The following is an 18,203-nucleotide window of genomic DNA, read 5'->3' on the forward strand; positions in this document are numbered from 1 at the left end:
GCAGTCCTGGGCAGTCGGCCCCATTCGCTACCGCATCCGGCGGCTGAACCATTACGGTGACACATGATCGGACCGGTGGGTGTCCGTGCGTTGAGGGGACCTGGAGGAAGACCGGTGGGAAGCTCCGAGGAGGCCCGCGTACGGCTGCCGCAGCTGAGGCTGGACGAGCTGCTGGAAGAGCTCCAGGCGCGCCTGGACGCGGCCCGCGGCACCCGCGACCGGGTGCACAGCCTGCTGGAGGCCGTGCTGTCGGTCGGCCGGGAGCTGGATCTGGAGCAGGCCCTGCACAGCATCGTGGAGGCCGCCGCGGCCCTGGTCGACGCGGAGTACGCGGCGCTCGGCGTGATCGGCCCGGACGGCAGGCGGCTTTCGGCCTTTCACACCGTCGGGGTCAGCGAGGAGCAGATCGCCCGGATCGGCCCGTATCCGGAGGGCCACGGCATTCTCGGAGAGCTGATCCGCCATCCGGAGCCGCTGCGCCTGGCGAAGATCTCCGAGCATCCGGCCTCGTACGGCTTCCCGGCGCACCACCCGCCGATGAACACCTTCCTCGGCGTCCCGATCCGGGTGCGCGACCAGATCTTCGGCAATCTGTACCTGACGGAGAAGCGGGGCGGCGGCCAGTTCGACGAGGACGACATCTCGGTCACGCTGACGTTGGCCGTGGCGGCCGGAGTCGCGATCGACAACGCCCGGCTGTACGAGGAGTCCCGGCTCCGGGAACGCTGGCTGCGGGCGAACGCGGAGGTCACCCACAGCCTGATGTCCGGCGGTGACAGCACCGACGTGCTCGCTCTGATTGCGGAGCGGGCCGGTGAGATCACCGGATCCGCCCTTGCGGCGGTCGCGCTGCCCATGGGGGACACCGGGTCGCTCGTCGTGGAGATCGCCGTCGGAATGGACGCCGAGGCGCACCGGGGGCTCGTGCTGTCGATGGACCGGAGCCTGATGGGGCTGGCCTTCTCCGGCGAGACCCCGGTCACCACCGAGGACGTCACCCACGACGAGCGCATCTCGCTGGAACCTCCGCGTTTCGGGGGACTCGGCCCCGCTGTGGCCGTGCCCATCGGCACCGGCGAGGCGGGCGCACGGGGCGTGGTCCTGCTGGCGCGGGAAGTCGGCCGGCCGGTGTTCTCGGCGACGGAGGCCGAGACCTTGCAGGCCTTCGCCGCACAGGCCGCCGTCGCGATGGAGCTGGCGGAACGCCGCCAGGACGCCGAGGAGGTCGCGGTGCTCAAGGACCGCGACCGTATCGCACGCGACCTGCACGATCTGGCGATCCAGCGGCTGTTCGCCACCGGTATGACGCTGCAGAGCGCGGGCCGTTTCATCGAGCACGACGAGGCCGCCGAGCGCGTCGTGCGCGCGGTCGACGACCTGGACGAGACCATCAAGATCATCAGGTCGACGATCTTCGGCCTGCGTACCCGCGAGGGCGTGGGGGAGGCCGGCCTGCGGGCCCGCGCCGTGCGGGTGGTCGGGGAGGCCGCGCCGGTCCTCGGGTTCCCCCCCGGCGTCCGCATGGAGGGCCTGCTGGACACCGACGTGCCGAAGGAGATCGCCGACCACGTGGTGGCGGTGCTCTCCGAGGCCCTGACCAACATCGCCCGCCACGCCCGCGCGGACCGGGCCGATGTGCTCCTGGCGACGGACGGGCGGGAGGTACGGCTGTCGGTCACCGACAGCGGCGTGGGGATCCCGGAGGGCGGCCGCCGCAGCGGGCTGCGCAACATGGCGGAACGCGCCGAGCAGTTGGGTGGCAGCCTGGAACTGGGCAAGCCCGAGGGCGGCGGCACCGCGCTGGTGTGGCGGGTGCCGGCACCGAAGCCGTAGGGCCTGCAGACGTCAGCGGCTCGCGGAGTCCAGTGCCGACTGCAGTGACTCGCGGTAGCCGTCGCTGGTGTACGTGGCTCCGGAGACGGTGTCGATGTCGGCGCTCTGGGCCGTGAGGACCTCTCTGGTCAGCTGTGGGACGGCATAGGCGTTGATCTGCTGATCTCTCGGGTTCTCCTGTGGGTACTCGACCGCGGTGACGTCGGTGATCTTCCCGTTCGTCAGCGTGACACGGACCTGGACGGGGCCGTAGCGGGTCTGGACCGAGTCCCCGGTGAGGGTCTGGGTTCCCGTGGCCGCCGATCCGCTCGATCCGCCCGACCCGGTCGTGCCACCCGACGTGCTGGAACTGCTGGACGGCGCGGGCGAGGTCGCCAACCCGGCGACGGACGGTGTCGTGTGCGGCTTCAGCGACAGCAGCAGCACCATCCCGGAGACGGTCGCGGCGCTCGCCAGCACGATGCGGCGCAGCGGGCGGTTCTTCTTCAACGTGTGCAAGACGGCCTCACAGCTCGAAGGACTCGTGGTGGATACGGCTGTCCGGGACCCCGGCGGCGCGCAGCGCCTCGTACAGGTCCCGCGCGAACCCGTGCGGGCCGCACAGGTACACGTCGTGGGCGTCCAGGTCGGGCACGGCCGCACGCAGGGAGCCGGCCGTGAGGTCCGGGCGCTCGCCGTGCGGGCCGTTGAGCGCGTAGAGGACCTTCGCCCCGCGCCACCGGGCGACGGCCTCCAGCTCGCCGCCCAGGGCGAGGTCCTCGGCCGTACGGGCGCGGTAGAGGAGGGTGACATCGCCGGGCAGCGTCTCGAACAGGGCCCGCAGCGGGGTGATGCCGACACCGCCCGCGACCAGCAAGGACTTGTGCGCGGTCCGCCGGTCCGCCGTCAGTGCCCCGTAGGGGCCCTCCGCCCACACGCGGGTGCCCGGCCGCAGCAGGGGGACGGCGGCGCTGTGGTCGCCGAGCGCCTTGACGGTGATGCGCAGCAGGTCCGGGCGCGGCGGCGCCGACAGGGAGTACGGCGTGGAGGTCCAGCGCATGCCCTCGGTGAGGAACCGCCAGCGCAGGAACTGCCCCGGCCGCGCGCCCATCTCCTGCAGCCGCCGGCCGCGGACGACGACGGAGTACACGCCCGGCGCCTCCCTGTGCACGGAGTCGACCCGCAGCCGGTGCCGCAGGTTGAGGCGTACCGGAGCGAGGATGCGGAACCACACGACCAGGGCCGCGACGCCCAGGTACAGCGCGTACCAGGCGGCCTGGGCGGGCGGGCTGCCGATGAAGTCGGACCCCAGGGCGAGCTGGTGGCCGAAGGCGAGGAAGACCGCGGCGTACGTGAGGAGGTGCACGTAGTACCAGAACTCGTGGCTGACCCGACGGCGCACCGCGCGCGCCGAGACGAACCCGACCGCGAACAGGATGACCGTGCCGGCGGTGGCCTTGAGCATCTCCGGATAGTCCAGGACCACGGTGAGTGTCTCGTCCAGGAGCGAGGAGCCGTCCTGAGCGGCGTACCCGAGCAGGATCAGCACGACGTGCGCCACCAGCAGACAGACGGTGTAGCGGCCCGCCATCGCGTGCCACCGCGTCACCCGGTCCGCCCCGATCCGCCGCTCGAGCAGCGGGACGCGGGCCATCAGAGCGACGAGGACGGCGCAGGCGTACCCGCACAGCAGTCCCGCGATCCGCCCGGCCCCCGTCAGCCAGCCCGCGGCACCCACGACCGACCCCGTGTCGTGCCACCACAGGGCGACCACGGCGGCTGCGCCGCCCCACAGGACGGCGAGCACGGGGCCCACGGGGGAACGCCTCGGCGCCGGAGGTGCGGGGGCTACCCTTCGTTGCGCGTACACCGTCGTCATCCGCATGTCCCTTCGACTGTCCGTACGTCCCTTCGGCCGTCCGGGACCACACTGTGCCGCCGCAACCTCTGAGCCCGCTCTCAGCGCGCGGTGGGGCGGATCGGTCCCGCCGCAGGTGGGAAGGGTCGCCCGGGCGAGCAGAGCGGGGCGGCGGCACGGCGCACTCAGAGCGGACTCAGAGCGAACTCAGAGGTGGAGGAGGCAGCCCGGGACGCGGAGAGACCGCATCCTGGTAACTGAGATGAACACTCCCCGACCCCGCGGCTCCGGCCGCCCCGCTCTGACCCGGACCGACGGCGCCCCGCTCCGGGTCCTCGTCGTCGACGACGACCCCGACCTCGCGGAGGTCCTCTCCGGCGCCCTGCGCTACGAGGGCTGGGAGGTGCGCACGGCGGGCGACGGCGTCTCGGCCGTCGCCGAGGCAGGTGAGCTGCTGCCCGACGCCGTCGTCCTCGACGTCATGCTCCCGGACACCGACGGCTTCGCCGTGCTGCGCTCGCTGCACGCCGTGCGCCCCGACGTGTGCGTGCTCTTCCTGACCGCACGGGACGCCGTCGAGGACCGCATCGCGGGCATCACGGCGGGCGGCGACGACTATGTGACGAAACCGTTCAGCCTGGAGGAGGTCGTCGCCCGTCTGCGCGGACTGCTGCGCCGGGCCGGTATGGCCCGGCAGGCGGAGGACGGGCCGCGGCTGACCGTCGGCGACCTGGTCATGGACGAGGAGGCCCGCGAGGTCACCCGCGGTGGCGAACTGATCGAGCTGTCCCCGACCGAGTTCGAACTCCTGCGTTTCCTCATGCGCAACCCGCGACGCGTGCTCAGCAAGGCGCAGATCCTCGACCGCGTGTGGTCCTACGACTTCGGCGGGCAGGCCCACGTCGTCGAGCTCTACATCTCCTACCTGCGCAAGAAGGTGGACGCGGGCCGCCCGCCCATGATCCACACGGTGCGGGGCTCCGGATACGTGCTCAAGCCGGTGGCCCGGTGAGGGCGGGGCTGCGGCAGCGCCTCGCGCGCCATCCGCTCCGGCGCGGGGCGAGGCGGTGGACGGCGCGCCTGCCCCGGCCGCACACGCTGCGGGCGCGGCTGACCGCCGGCCTCGTCGTGCTGCTCGCGGTCAGCTGCGCGGCCGTCGGGGTGGCAGCGGTGGTGGCACTCCACGGCTTTCTCACCGGCCGTCTCGACCAGCAGCTGCGCGAGGCGGGCGTACGGTTCCCGGCGAGCCTGGAACACGGCGTGAGCCGGCCGTCGGACCACGACGGCGACGAGGACGGTGACGGTGACACCCGCCGTCAGACCGTCGGCACCTTCGGAGCCCGGCTGGTCGGCGACACGGTCACCAACGCCGAGGTGGTGGGCTCCAGCACGGGCACGGGTGCGCTGAACGTCGCGCTCGACGCCGCGGACAGGAGAAGGCTCGCCGCGGTGCCGACCGACGGCGACGGGCACCCGATCGATCTCTCGGAGCTGGGCGACTACCGCGTGATGGCGGCCGAGGGCAGGGACGGCGACGTCCTGATCGTCGGGCTGCCGACGGAGTCCGTCGAGGCCACCGTCCACCGGCTGGTACTCGTCGCCGCAGTCGTCTTCGGCGCGGCGCTCGCCGTCGCCGGCGTCGCGGGAGCACTGTGGGTGCGCTGGTCGCTGCGACCGCTCAGCCGGGTGGCCGCGACCGCCACGCGGGTCAGCCGGCTGCCGCTCTCCAGCGGCGAGGTGGATGTCTGGCCGCGCGCGCCCGAGGCCGACCCGCGCAGTGAGGTCGGACGGGTTGCCAGCGCCTTCAACACGATGCTCGGCCACGTCGAGGACGCGCTGACCAAACGGCACGCGAGCGAGGAGCGGCTGCGCAGTTTCGCCGCCGACGCCAGCCACGAGCTGCGTACGCCCGTGGCATCGGTCCGCGGCCACGCGGAACTGGCGCTGCTGCACCCGGGCCCGGTCCCGCACAAGGTGGTGCGGGCCCTGGAACGCATTGAGGCGGAAGCGGCCCGCATGGGCGAGATGGTCGACGACCTGCTGCTCCTCGCCCGCCTCGACGCGGGCCGCCCCCTGGAACGCCTTTCCGTCGACCTGACCCGCCTGGTCCTGGACGCCGTGACGGACGCGCAGGCCGCCGGCCCCGGACACCGCTGGACGCTGGAGCTGTCCGAGGAGCCGGTGACGGTGCCGGGCGACGCCCACCGGCTCCATCAGGTGCTGGCCAACCTGCTGGCCAACGCCCGCCTGCACACGCCCGTCGGCAGCACGGTGACCATCTCGCTGGAGACCGACGGCGAAACGGCGGTGCTGAAGGTCCACGACGACGGCCCCGGCGTCCCCGCGGACGTTCAGCCAAGGGTCTTCGAGCGCTTCACCCACGGGGAGCGTCGCCGCACGGAGGACACGGGCGGCGGCACCGGCGCCGGTCTCGGCCTGTCGATCGTGGCGGCGGTGGCAGAGGCCCACGGCGGAGGCGTCACCCTCGACAGCGGCCCGGGATCGACCACCTTCACCGTACGGCTCCCCACCGGCGACGGGTGATCACAAGCCGTTGTCCTCCGGGAAGGCAGGGGCCCGTGCGGCCCCACGGTGCAAGGGCTGTTCCGCACCCCCGTCCGGCCCTCTCGGCTCATGCGCCCCGAGCTGTGGCGGAGTTCGCTGTTGGCAGGGAGAACGATCCGACCAGGGAGGGCGAGCACAGTGGGTACCAGTCTCACACCGGAATTCTGGGAACGGTTCGCGGTACTGCTCGTGCTGGCGGTGGGCCTGACCTGTGTCCTCACCGCGGCCCTCGACGGTGTCGCCGTCCGGCTGCTGCGCCGCCGGGCCCACCGGACGCCGCCACGGACGCCGCACCGGCCGCAGCGCGACAACCACCGCGTGTCGGTGCACTCCTGACGCGCCCGGCGGCCCCCGCGGGCCCCTGGCCCGGGGGGCCGATCGGCTTGGGCCGGGGACCTCTGGCCCCTCCTGCCCCCGGCGCGTGGCTCGGAGACTGACGGTGCATCCCTGAAGGAGGTCCGCACATGCTCGCCATCACCGTCGGCCTCGACGGCTCGCCCGAAAGCCTCGCAGCCGCAGACTGGGCCGCTCGCGAAGCGGTACAACGAGAGACGCGCCTGCGTCTCCTGCATGCCGGGGACCCGCTGCGCCCTCTGTACGTGCCCTTCACGGGGGTTCCGGACCCAGGCGCGCTCGACGCCCAGCGCGAGTGGGCGGCCCACCTGCTGCGCGAGACGGAGTCACGGCTCACGGAGCGCCACCCCGGTCTGCGGATCACCACCCGGCAGACCGAGGAGGAGCCCGTCCCGGCCCTGCTGACCGCCGCGGAGGACACCGAACTGCTGGTCCTGGGATCCCGACGCCTCGGTACGGTGACGGGGTTCCTGGTCGGCTCCGTCGCGCTCACCGTGGTGGCGCGCGCGGAACGGCCCGTCGTCCTCGTGCGGGCCGGTGAGCGCGCCGAGGACGAGCATCTGCCGGACGCCGCGGGTGCCGGGGCGATCACCACTCCCTACCGCGACGTCGTGCTGGGACTGGACGTGGAGAACCCGGCCGACGCCGTCGTCGAGTTCGCGTTCGAGGCCGCCCGGCGGCGCGCGGCCGGCCTGCGGGTGGTCCACGGCTGGAACCCCGCGGCCGTCTACGGCCACGCCACCGTCCTGGAGCCGGATCTCGAGGCCGAACTGGCGGAGGAGGCCCGGCACGGACTCAGCGACTTCCTGCGGCCGTGGAAGGACAAGTTCCCCGGCGTGGAGGTGCGGGAGCAGGGCGTCATCGGCGGCGCCGGCCGCCATCTCGTGCACGCCTCGCGGGACGCCTCACTGGTCGTCGTCGGGCGGAAGAAGCGCCAGGCGCTGGTCGGCGGACGCATCGGCCCGGTGACGCACGCGGTGCTCCAGCACGCCTCCGCGCCGGTGGCGGTGGTCCCGCACGACTGACGCGTGCACGACTGACGCGTGGAAGCGGGTGTGTTCCGGCTTCACGGTCCCGGTCCCTCAGGAGAAGGGAGGACCGGGACCAGCCGGGTGCGGCGCGGCTGAGACAGGGCGCGTCGCGCCGCATCAGGTGTGCGTGGCCGGTGGACCACCGGCCACGCACACTGTCGCGCTCGACGGGTCGCGAACGGCGACGATCACTTCCGGAACTCCCGGTGGTCGTCGTTCTTGCCGAAGTAGTGCCGTTCCTCGACGAACTCCCGCTCACCGGGGCGCAGGACCGCGCCCGGCGTCGACAGGAAGGCGATGAGTCCCAGGATGCCGACCGCCATCAGTGAGAAGCCGACGACGAACGAGCTGTAGCCGAACACCAGGCAGGCGCCCAGCACGGTGGCGACGACCAGAAGGATGGCGATCATGACCGTTGTCCTTTCTTCCGTACTCCCCGATGCGACCCGGGAGGTGACCGGCGCCGGAGCACCGGTTCAGAGCTTGCGCAGCCAGTCGTCGGCGACGCCGTGCACGGCCAGGCCGGTGGGTTGCGCGGGCTTGTCGTCGATGCGGTAGGAGAGGTGGTCGACGACGTCCACCACGCCGTCCAGCCGCCCCGTCATGCCGACCGCGACGGGGATCTCGCTGCGCCGTTCCAGCTGACCGGTGAGCGTGACCACACCGTCCCGCACGGTCGCCTCGACGGTGTGCGGGGCCAGCCAGAGCGTGTTGAGGAAGACCTCCCGCTGCACGTCCTGCTGGATCTCGTCGTCGGTGCGCAGGAAGACCTGGAGCACGTCCCGGCGCGTGACGATGCCGGCGAGCGTGCCCTCCTCGTCCACCACGGGCAGCCGCTCGACACGGTGCTCCGTCATGAGCCGGGCGGCCTCGGCGACCGTGGCGTCGGCGCGCACCGTGACGGCGGGCGTCGACATCACCCCGCCGGCCGTCCTCGCACGGTTCTTCGCGGCGGCGTGCCGGGCACGGCCGCTGAGCAGGCGCCGACAGCGCGCCCGGACTCCGGCGGACTCCGGCTCGCGAGCCTGACGCAGCACGAGGTCGGTCTCGGAGATCACACCGATGACCTTGCGGTCCTCGTCGATCACCGGGAGCCCGCTGATGCCGTGCTCTTCGAGCAGGCGTACCACTTCCTTGAACGGCGTGTCGCACCGCGCGGTGACGACGTCGTCGACCATGAGAGCGCCTGTCCTCGTGGGCTTCATGACGTGAGCCTCGCTTCCCTGCGTGTCGCTGGTCGCGAACTCCCCTTATGGGTCCGCGACTTCAGCTTCCGGCCACCGGCCCGCGGGCCACAGGGGCCGAATGTCCCCGCCAAGGGCCCATCCGCCCCTCGTGCGGTCCGCCGACCGGTGGGACCGTGAAGGTGGACCCCTGTGCTGTAGGGAAGGCGGTGGGGACGATGACACTCCCCCTGGTCGTGGGCGTCGACGGATCCGACGGGAGCCTGACGGCGGTCGACTGGGCAGTGGACGAGGCCGCCCGGCACGGTCTCCCGCTGAGGCTCGTGCACGCCTCCCTCTGGGAGAGCTACGAGCGAGCCACCCCGTCCCACCGCCTCAGCCGATCGTCCGAGCGCGTGCTCGCGGAGAACCTCGTCGCCTCCGCGGCCGAGCGCGCGGGCCGGCGCGACCCCGATGCGAAGGTCACCACCGACATCGTTCCCGACGAGCCGGTGGACGCTCTCCTGCGCGAGGGGAACAACGCCTTCGCCCTGGTGACGGGATCGCGCGGCCGCAGTGAGCTGAAGGGCCTGCTCCTCGGCTCGGTCGGGCTGGCCGTGGCGGCCCGCGCGCACTGCCCGGTGATCGTGGTCCGGGGCGACACGGCGGCCCTGGCCGGCTCCCACGAGCGGGTCCTGCTGGGCGCGGCCGAGCCCGTGACCGGCACGGAGGCCGCGCGCTTCGCCTTCCGCGAGGCCGAGGCACGCGGATGCACCCTCGACGTCGTCCGTGCCTGGCGCTGTCCCGCGCGCGAGAGCGCCGACGATCCCGCGCTCGCGGACGAACCGGTGCGTCGGCACGAGGAACGGGCGTCGGCCCTGCTCGACGCGCTGCTGCGGGACGCCCTGGTCGACCATCCGGATGTCCGGGTGCGGCGGGTCACGGTCGAGGGCCCGGCCCACAGCGTCCTCGTGCGCCGCTCGGCCGCCGCCGACCTGGTGGTCGTCGGGGCCCGGCGCAGGCACGGCCACCTCGGACTGCAGCTCGGCCGGGTGAGCCACACGCTGCTCCACCACGCCGACTGCCCGGTGGCAGTCGTGCCGCAGACGATGTGATCGTTGTACGTGCCCGCCCGTAGGGGGAGTGATGACGGCTGACGACTACCCGCGCAACGCGGACGGCACGTCCCGGCTCGACGGTGCCGCCGCCTTTCACAGGCTTCGGCCACACGGCGCCGGCATCGTCGTGCGCGACCTCGGAGAACCGCTCGCCGCCGGTGCCGAGGGAGTACGGCGGTGACGGGCTGGACGTGGGAGTACCACGGCTACGACCCGGCGGAAGAGCGCCTGAGGGAGTCGCTGTGCACGCTGGGCAACGGTTACTTCGCCACGCGAGGGGCGCTGCCGGAGTGCGTCGCGGACGACGTGCACTGTCCCGGCACCTACGTGGCCGGCTGCTACGACCGCCTCACGACTCAGGTCGCGGGGCGCCGGGTGGAGAACGAGGACCTGGTCAACGTCCCGAACTGGCTGCCGCTCCGGTTCCGCCTCGCCGGGCAGCAGTGGCTCACCCCGGACACCGCGGAACTGCTGGAGCACGGCCAGGTGCTGCACCTGGCCTCGGGGCTGCTGGAGCGCCGGTCGCGGTACGCGCTGGGTGACGGGCGCGCGCTGACGGTACGCCAGCAGCGGCTCGTGCACATGGCCGATCCCCATCTGGCGGCCCTGCGCACCGAGTTCACGGCCGAGGGGTTCGCCGGGGACCTCGACGTGGAGGCGGCACTGGACGGCGGCGTCACCAACTCCGGCGTCGCGCGCTACCGGGACCTGGACGGGCGTCACCTGACCCGGGTGCACACCGGATCCGTCGAGCCGGACACGGTGTGGCTGCGGTGCCGGACCCGCACCTCCGACATCCGCATCGGCATGGCGTTCAGGCTGACCGCCGACGGGCCGGTCACCACCTGGCACGAGGCACCGTGCGTCGGCCGGCGCGTGCGCCTGAGGCTGCTGCCCGGCCGTACCGTCACGGTCGACAAGACCGTCGCCCTGCACACCTCCCGCGATCCCGCCATCAGCGACCCGCTGGACGCCGCGATCGACCGGGTCGGAGCGGCGCCCGTCTTCGACGAGCTGCTCGACAACCATCTGACGGCCTGGGACCAGCTGTGGCGACGGGCCGAACTGAACGTCCCCGGGGAGGCCGGCGACATCCTGCGGCTGCACCTCTTCCACGTCCTGCAGACCCTCTCCCCGCACACGGCGGACCTCGACGTCGGCGTACCGGCCCGGGGGCTGCACGGGGAGGCGTATCGCGGCCATGTCTTCTGGGACGAGCTGTTCGTGCTGCCGTACCTCAACCTGCACTTCCCGGAAGTCTCCCGCGCCCTGCTCCGCTACCGTCACCGCCGCCTCGAACGGGCCTGTGCCGCCGCCCGCGCGATCGGCCGGCGCGGTGCGCTGTACCCCTGGCAGAGCGGCAGCGACGGACGCGAGGAGACGCAGGAACTCCACCTCAACCCCCGCTCGGGGCGCTGGCTGCCCGATCACTCACGGCTCCAGCGGCACGTCGGCTCGGCGGTGGCGTACAACGTGTGGCAGTACTGCGAGGCGAGTGGAGACACCGAGTTCCTGCACACCAAGGGCGCCGAGATGCTGCTCCAGATCGCCCGTTTCTGGGCCGATTCGGCGACCTGGGACGAGCAACTGGGCCGGCACCGCATCCGGGGCGTGATGGGACCCGACGAGTACCACGACGCCTATCCCGACGCGCGGCGGCCCGGTCTCGACGACAACGCGTACACCAACGTCACCGCCGCCTGGGTGCTCACCCGCGCCCTGGAGGTACTGCGGGCCCTGCCGGAACCCCGGCGGCGCGAACTCGCCGAGCGCACCGGCCTGGACGACGGCGAACTCGAACAGTGGGAGGGCGTCTCGCGCACCCTCCACGTACCCTTCCACGACGGTGTCGTCAGCCAGTTCGAGGGCTATGGCGACCTCGCCGAACTCGACTGGGAGGACTACCGCGCGCGGTACGGCGACATCCGGCGCCTGGACCGGATCCTGGAGGCGGAGGGCGACACCGTCAACCGCTACAAGGCGTCCAAGCAGGCCGACGTCCTCATGCTCGGCTACCTCTTCTCGCCCTACGAACTCCAGGGCCTCTTCGGACGGTTGGGCCATCGCCTGGACGACGACATCTGGCGCCGGACGGTCGACCACTATCTCCTGCGCACCAGCCACGGCTCCACACTCAGCGGCCTGGTCCACGGCTGGGTCCTCGCCCGTGCCCGGCGCGCCGAGGCGTGGGCGTACTGCCAGGAGGCCCTGCGCGGCGACATCGCCGACCTGCAGGGTGGCACCACCGGCGAGGGCATCCACCTGGGCGCCATGGCCGGCACCCTCGACCTCGTCCAGCGGGGACTGACCGGACTGGAGACCCGGGCCGGCGCGCTGTGGCTCGATCCGGTGCCGCTGCCGGAGCTGTCGGCCTACGGCTTCTCCCTCCGCTACCAGGGGCACTGGGGCGTGCGGCTGCGCCTGGAGCGCGGAGGACTGGAGGTGACGGTGCCGCCGTCCGACCGCTCACCGATCGACATCCGGTTGCCGGACCGGGCGGTCTGCGTACCGCCGGGCGAGAGGTGCCACCTCGTCCTTACGGACTGACGGTCGGCGTCACGCAGAGGGGCCGGACGGCCCCCCGAGGGGACCGGGCAGCCTCTGCCCCCGCACCGGCCGCGGCGCGACGCTGGTAGTGCATGACAGACCGAGCGCTGGAGGTGCCGACATGCTTTCCCCCGTTGTCGCCGGAGTCGACGGATCCGCCGAGAGCCTGGCCGCCGCCGCATGGGCGGCCCGCGAGGCCGAGCGACGCGACCGGCCACTGCGCCTGGTGCACGCCTGGGACTGGCACCCCCGCCAGCAGGAACGCGAGATCGCGGGAGCCGCCCAGCGGCATCTGGCCCGGCGTTCCCTGCGCCAGGCGGAGGATCGCGTCCGCGCCGAGTGCCCGGACGTGCGCCTCACCGACGAGCAGATGGAGGGCCCGGCCGTCGCCGCCCTGCTGAAGGCCGCGGACCAGGCCGACCTGATGGTCCTGGGCTCGCGCGGACTGAGCGGCTTCACCGGATTCCTGGTGGGCTCCGTCGCACTCGGCGTGGTCGCGAAGGCCACGCGCCCCGTCGTCCTGGTCCGGGCGGACGAGGAGGCGGCGGACGAACACGTGCCGACAGGCGACCAAAGCGCCTCGACGGACACCGGCTACCGGGACGTGGTGCTCGCCATCGACCTCGACGACGCCTGCGACGAGGTCATCGAGTTCGCCTTCGAGGCGGCCCGGCTCCGGCACGCGCGGCTGCGGGCCGTGCACGCCTGGCACGCGGCCGGCCCGGTCGGCCTCGGCCCCGGCGACATCGCTCTGGAGCAGGATTCCTGGCAGGGCGAGGAATGGCTGGGCTTCCTCAAGGCCGTGCTCCAGGTATGGCGCGACAAGTACCCCGACGTGGAGGTCCTGGAGACGGTGGTGGACGACAAGCCCACGACCGCGCTGGTGAGGGCCTCGACCGGAGCGAGTCTCCTCGTCGTCGGCCACCGCCTCGCCGAACGCCCGCTCGGCCCCCGCACCGGACCCGTCACCCACGCCGCGATCCACCACGTCGGCTGCCCCGTGGCCGTCGTCCCCCATATCTAGCGGAGCTTCCGACCGAAGGAGGTGACGGTCATGACGAGGCACGTCGTGGCCGGTCTGGACGGTTCGAAGGAAAGCCTCGCCGCGGCCGACTGGGCGGCCAGGGAAGCCCTTCGCCGAGGACTGCCGCTCCGTCTGGTGCACGCCTGGGAGGGCCTGCCCGACGACGACGCCGACGCGGCCCTGCCCGAGATCCGGGCCCCGCAGTACCACGCGCGGCGGGTGCTGCGCGCAGCCCTCGAACTACTGAACGATCGGTACCCGGGGCTGTACATCGCCGCCGAGCAGGTGCGCAGGCCGCCCGGTCCCGCGCTCCTCGCCGAGGCGGAGAACGCGGAACTGCTGGTCATCGGAAGCCAGGGGACGGGCGGGCTCGGCGGCTTCATGTCGGGGTCGGTGGCCATGGCCACCGTGGCCCACGTCGACCGGCCCGTCGTCCTCGTCCGGGCGGGCGAGACGGCGGCGGACGAACACCTCCCCGACGGTTCGGGAAAGGCCTCGGCCGACACTCCCCACCGTGACGTCGCGGTCGCCGTCGACATCGGCGCGTCCTGCGACGACGTCCTCGACTTCGCGTTCCACGCGGCCGAACTCCGCAAGGCGCCACTGCGAGCCGTGCACGCCTGGCACGTGCCGCTCACCAGCGCCGTCCCCGGCGTCGAGGAGCGCACGCGGATCCGGGAGGAGGCCGAGCGCGAACTCACGCAGCTGCTCGCACCATGGCGCGCGAAGTATCCCGACGTGGTCGTCCGGGAGAACCTCCACGAGGGCCGCGCGGCCCACGTCCTCGTACGTGCCGCGGGCGGCGCCGGACTGCTGGTGGTGGGCCGTCGTCGGCGGCGGGCCGCGGTCGGTACGCACACCGGTCCGGTGGCCCACGCGCTGCTCCACCACGTGACCCGGCCGGTCGCGCTGGTCCCGCACGACTGAGGGCGACTTCAGGCCTCGACGGCTGCGGACCCGAGCTGGAGAAAGGTGTGTTCCCGATCATGTCCGACGTTCACGCAGACCCCTGCCACGCATCCGCGTACCTGGTCCGAGCCGCCGTCACCGCTCCGTCTCCGTACAACACGCAGCCCTGGACCTTCGTTGCCGAGGACGACGACAGGGGTGTCGAGGTGCACGCGGACGGTGCCCGGAGACTTCTTCTCGCCGACCCTCGCGGCAGGGAGATGACGATCAGCTGTGGGGCTGCCCTGTTCAACATCCGGCTCGCCGTACGCCACTTGGGCTTCAACCCGGTCGTCGAGTGCTTTCCGCGCCCGGCGGACCCGGCGTTCCTGGCCCGGGTGGCGTGGGGTGCCTACCGGCGCCCGGCGCCCGAGGACGAGCGCCTGTTCGGTGCGTTGCGGCGACGCCGGACGGTGCGCGGGCCGTTCCTGGCGGATCCGCTGCCCCCGTCGCTGCCCGACGTCCTGCGCGGGCACGCGCGCCGTGCCGGCGCCACGCTGGATCTCGTCGCCGACCGGGCGAGCAGACGGCATCTGGCCGAGCTGGTTCGCAGCGCCGAGGACGCCCGCAGATCCCGTCCGGAGTACGCCGCCGAGCAGGCGCGGTGGACCTGGTGGCCCGGTGAGCCACGGTGCGACGGCATCCCCGTCGACGCGGACGTGACCCATCCGGACGCCACGGTCTTCGCCGGGCGGGACTACGCCGGCCTCACGCGGATGTTCTCGGCGCCTGCGGGTGGCCGGCCCTCGGGAAGAGGACAGGGACTGGTCGTGATACTCAGCACGGACCACGACGACCCGGCTGCCTGGCTGCGGGCGGGTGAAGCCCTCCAGCGGGTCCTGCTCGAAGCGGCCGGCCATGGAGTCATGGCGGCCTTCTGCACACAGCCGCTGGAGGTTCCCTCCCTGCGGGGGAGGATCCGCCAGACGCTCAGCGGCGGGGCCTTCCCGCAGATGATCCTCCGCCTCGGGTATCCGCGGTGTGTACGGCAGTTGCCCCGCCGTCCGGTCACGGACGTGCTCAGGGTGGCGGGCGCCGCCCTCGCCTGAGCCGCGGGCCGCGGGTCCTGGACGGACAGGGCCGGACGGTGCGCTTCACGGACCCGACCGGCCCCTGCCGGAGCGCCCCTTCGAAGGACAGCCTGGGGTCACCTGAGGCGGTACGAGGGGAAAGGGGGAGCCGTCATGAACGGCCCTGTACTGGTGGGAGTGGACGGCTCGGCGTCGAGCCTGGCCGCGGTGGAGGCCGCCGCACGGGAGGCGGACCGGTTGGGGGTGGAGCTGCGGCTGGCACACGCCTTCGAGTGGTCCGCGGCCCAGGTGCCGCCGGGCGTGTCCCCGTGGGATCCGGGCGCGGTCGGGGCGGGCGGCTCGGCCGACGGCGCGCTGACGGAGGCCGAGCGCCGGGCCCGCGTCGCCGCGCCCGGCCTGCGCATCACGCACACGGTCCTCATGGGTGAACCCCTGACGGTGCTGGAAACCGAGTCGCGCGGCGCGTCGCTCACCGTCGTCGGCAGCCGGCCGGCGAGCCGCTCCGCAGGAGGGCGACGCGGCTCGGTCGCCCTGCGGCTGTCCGCCCACGGAGGTCCTCCGGTGCTGATGGTGCGGGGCAGGCCGGACCCGGCCGGTCCCGTCGTGCTCGCCTGCGACCACGGACACGTCGGCCGGGGAGCGGCCGAGTTCGCCTTCGCCGAAGCGTCGGCCCGGGGAACGGACGTGGTGGTGCTGAACGGGTCCGGGACGCGTCATGGTCAGCCCCAGGACCGGCCCGACGACACGCTGGCCGCGCTGCGGAAGCAGTATCCGGACATCAGCGTGCGTCGTCCCCGCGTCCGGGGCGGGACGCGCCGAGCGGTCGTCGAGGCGAGCACGCACGCCCAGCTCGTCGTGATCGGCACACGCGGCCGGGGCGGATCGGCGACCGCCTGGCCGGCCCGGGTCAGCCGAGCGGCCCTGCGGCACGCCGACTGCCCCGTCGCGGTGATCCACGCGCAGGACCGGTAACGCTTGGTCAGGTGGGCATCGGTTCCCGCGTGTTGCGGGGGATCGGGTGATGCGCCGGAGGGTGCGGAAGGCGTGCGCGACGGAGACAGCATGTCAGGGCCGGCTGCCGCATCCCGACGTGGCCGACCTCGGCGGGGACGCTCTGTCCTGCCGGTGTTCTCGCCGTGCAGACCGTTGCCGTCCACGTCCCTTGGGCCGACGGCGTCCTCGGCACTGTGCCGCCGGACCCCGGCGCCGACCGGCCGCCGAGTGAGGCTTTCCGCGCACCTAGGGCCGTACGGCCGTATGTTCCGGCTGTTCGGCCCATTCCACTGGTCAATTCGCCGCACGAGCCTGGGGGCTGGGTCGGCACTCTCCCGGCATGACCTCGTGCCGGGGTCGGCAGGAAGGCACACGGGAGATGCCATGGACGCTTCCAGCGACGCCTCGCTCTCCGCGCTGCGAGCCGCCCACGAGCGGTTCGTGGCCTCGCCCGACCATGAGCCGGGTGTGCGGGGTCTCGTGACCGACTCATGGCGGCGCTGCCGGGCACGCGGCGTACGTCCCGACGGCAGCAGCCCGCCGCCCATGCGCTGGGCGTCCGAGGAACTGAGCACCTACCGCCGAGCCCATCCCCTCGCCGTCGTACTGCCCCTGTTCCGCGAACTTCTGGGTCCCGGTGCGGCCGACGACGGGCATGTGTTCGCGGTCGCCGACGCCGACGGAGCCCTGCTCTGGATCGAGGGGGACACCGGGGCCATGAGACGGGCCGCGCGCATGCACTTCGTCGAGGGAGCCGTCTGGTCGGAGGGACAGGCCGGCACCAACGCCCCCGGCACCGCACTGGAGTTGGGCCGCCCCGTCCAGATCGTGAGGGGCGAGCACTACAGCGCGGCCGTATACGCCTGGTCCTGTGCCGCCGCCCCGGTGCGCGACCCCGCCACCGGCCGCGTGCTCGGCGTGGTCGACCTGTCCGGCGGGCCCACCATCGCCACGCCGCCGGCCCTCGCCGCGGTGCGAGCCGCCGCGCTGGTGGCCGAGGCGCAGCTCGCCCGGATGCCGCTCGCGCCCCTCCTCGGGCCGGACGGGCACGTGCACCGTGAAGAAACGGTACCTCCGGCAGAGGTGCGCCTGTGGGCGCTGGGCCGGGACGGCGCCCTGCTGGAGTGCGCGGGCCGAGTGCTCCACCTCAGTCCGCGGCACAGCGAGATCGTGCTGGCGCTGGCTCTGGCAGGCCGGGGCATGGCAGGCGACAGCCTCGCGGTGGAACTCTCGGAACGCGAGGTGCCCGCCTCGACGCTGCGCGCCGAGATGACCCGGCTGCGTGCCGTGCTGGGCCCGGACCTGCTCGGGTCCCGCCCGTACGCGCTGCTTCGACCCGTGCGGACCGACTTCGACGACGTTTCCCGACTGCTGGCCGAGGGCCGGGTGGGTGAGGCGCTCGCCCGCTATCCCGGCCCGCTTCTGCCGCGGTCCGAGGCGCCGGTCGTCGTGGAGCACCGCCGCTGCCTGGAGCAGCAGTTGCGCGGGGCCGTCCTCGGCAGCGGTGACGCCGGACTGCTGCGCCGCTGGGTCGGCGCGTCCTGGGGAGCCGACGACGTCACCGCCTGGACGGTGCTCGCCCGCTCGCTCCCGGGCGGCTCGCCGCAGCGCGCCGCGGCAGCCGCCAGGGCCGGCGCGCTCGACCTCGGCGCTGCCGCGTTCCCCCAGCTCCGCCCGCATGCAGCGGTGTTGCAGCGTTCCCACTCCTAGCGTGCTGCACATCACCCCTCGTCGTGAGCGGAAAGAGAAGAAAAGGAGA

At 73.2% G+C, this 18,203-nt stretch carries 17 protein-coding genes; 13 read left to right on the top strand and 4 right to left on the bottom strand.

Annotated elements, in window-relative coordinates:
• Positions 1–114: 114 nt before the first annotated feature.
• Complete coding sequence (locus OG289_RS43680) at positions 115–1,833, top strand: GAF domain-containing sensor histidine kinase (protein ID WP_327319554.1); 1,719 nt, start codon at positions 115–117, stop codon at positions 1,831–1,833.
• A 12-nt stretch (positions 1,834–1,845) separates the two neighbouring features.
• Here the strand turns inward: OG289_RS43680 and OG289_RS43685 are convergent, their stop codons facing one another.
• Positions 1,846–2,331: an FMN-binding protein gene (locus OG289_RS43685; RefSeq protein ID WP_327319555.1), complete on the bottom strand. Its 486-nt coding sequence runs from the start codon at positions 2,329–2,331 to the stop codon at positions 1,846–1,848.
• A 7-nt stretch (positions 2,332–2,338) separates the two neighbouring features.
• Complete coding sequence (locus OG289_RS43690; protein WP_327319556.1) at positions 2,339–3,691, bottom strand: ferredoxin reductase family protein; 1,353 nt, start codon at positions 3,689–3,691, stop codon at positions 2,339–2,341.
• A gap of 241 nt (positions 3,692–3,932) precedes the next feature.
• On the opposite strand from OG289_RS43690, the gene OG289_RS43695 reads away from it, so the two are divergent.
• The 4 genes from OG289_RS43695 (at position 3,933) to OG289_RS43710 (ending at position 7,614) form a co-directional block, all read left to right on the top strand.
• Positions 3,933–4,682 (top strand): response regulator transcription factor, encoded by a 750-nt coding sequence (locus OG289_RS43695; protein WP_327319557.1) that lies wholly within the window; start codon positions 3,933–3,935, stop codon positions 4,680–4,682.
• Positions 4,679–6,214, top strand: coding sequence for a sensor histidine kinase (locus OG289_RS43700; protein ID WP_442819037.1), 1,536 nt, complete (start codon positions 4,679–4,681; stop codon positions 6,212–6,214). The genes OG289_RS43695 and OG289_RS43700 overlap by 4 nt, the downstream gene beginning before the upstream one ends.
• A 159-nt stretch (positions 6,215–6,373) precedes the next feature.
• Entirely contained in the window at positions 6,374–6,571 is a 198-nt protein-coding gene (locus OG289_RS43705; RefSeq protein WP_327319558.1) for a hypothetical protein, read from the top strand.
• A 128-nt stretch (positions 6,572–6,699) separates the two neighbouring features.
• Complete coding sequence (locus OG289_RS43710; protein ID WP_327319559.1) at positions 6,700–7,614, top strand: universal stress protein; 915 nt, start codon at positions 6,700–6,702, stop codon at positions 7,612–7,614.
• Positions 7,615–7,808: 194 nt separating this feature from the next.
• On the opposite strand, the gene OG289_RS43715 is transcribed toward OG289_RS43710, so the two are convergent.
• Together OG289_RS43715 and OG289_RS43720 are read right to left on the bottom strand one after the other, a co-directional pair.
• Positions 7,809–8,030 (bottom strand): hypothetical protein, encoded by a 222-nt coding sequence (locus OG289_RS43715; protein WP_327319560.1) that lies wholly within the window; start codon positions 8,028–8,030, stop codon positions 7,809–7,811.
• A 66-nt stretch (positions 8,031–8,096) separates the two neighbouring features.
• Positions 8,097–8,825 carry a CBS domain-containing protein gene (locus tag OG289_RS43720; RefSeq protein WP_327319561.1) on the bottom strand — a complete coding sequence of 243 codons (729 nt, stop codon included), beginning with the start codon at positions 8,823–8,825 and terminating at the stop codon, positions 8,097–8,099.
• Between the two features lie 197 nt (positions 8,826–9,022).
• Between OG289_RS43720 and OG289_RS43725 the strand changes: the two genes are divergently transcribed.
• The 8 genes from OG289_RS43725 to OG289_RS43760 all read left to right on the top strand — a co-directional run bounded on the left by OG289_RS43725 (position 9,023) and on the right by OG289_RS43760 (position 18,154).
• Entirely contained in the window at positions 9,023–9,898 is an 876-nt protein-coding gene (locus tag OG289_RS43725) for a universal stress protein (RefSeq protein ID WP_327319562.1), read from the top strand.
• Positions 9,899–9,929: 31 nt separating this feature from the next.
• On the top strand, positions 9,930–10,082 hold the full coding sequence (locus tag OG289_RS43730) for a hypothetical protein (protein WP_327319563.1): 153 nt from the start codon (positions 9,930–9,932) through the stop codon (positions 10,080–10,082).
• Complete coding sequence (locus OG289_RS43735) at positions 10,079–12,448, top strand: glycoside hydrolase family 65 protein (protein WP_327319564.1); 2,370 nt, start codon at positions 10,079–10,081, stop codon at positions 12,446–12,448. The genes OG289_RS43730 and OG289_RS43735 overlap by 4 nt, the downstream gene beginning before the upstream one ends.
• A 121-nt stretch (positions 12,449–12,569) precedes the next feature.
• A complete protein-coding gene (locus OG289_RS43740; protein ID WP_327319565.1) occupies positions 12,570–13,472 on the top strand; it encodes a universal stress protein in 903 nt (300 codons plus the stop codon).
• Positions 13,473–13,502: 30 nt separating this feature from the next.
• Positions 13,503–14,399, top strand: a complete 897-nt coding sequence (locus OG289_RS43745) for a universal stress protein (RefSeq protein WP_327319566.1) — start codon at positions 13,503–13,505, stop codon at positions 14,397–14,399.
• Positions 14,400–14,458: 59 nt separating this feature from the next.
• Positions 14,459–15,469 (top strand): Acg family FMN-binding oxidoreductase, encoded by a 1,011-nt coding sequence (locus tag OG289_RS43750; RefSeq protein WP_327319567.1) that lies wholly within the window; start codon positions 14,459–14,461, stop codon positions 15,467–15,469.
• Positions 15,470–15,604: 135 nt separating this feature from the next.
• A complete protein-coding gene (locus tag OG289_RS43755; RefSeq protein WP_327319568.1) occupies positions 15,605–16,423 on the top strand; it encodes a universal stress protein in 819 nt (272 codons plus the stop codon).
• A gap of 405 nt (positions 16,424–16,828) precedes the next feature.
• The gene (locus OG289_RS43760) at positions 16,829–18,154 is read left to right on the top strand and encodes a GAF domain-containing protein (RefSeq protein WP_327319569.1); all 1,326 of its coding nucleotides are present in this window, start codon (positions 16,829–16,831) and stop codon (positions 18,152–18,154) included.
• Positions 18,155–18,203 lie beyond the last annotated feature (49 nt).

Source organism: Streptomyces sp. NBC_01235, assembly GCF_035989285.1.
Classification (GTDB): domain Bacteria; phylum Actinomycetota; class Actinomycetes; order Streptomycetales; family Streptomycetaceae; genus Streptomyces.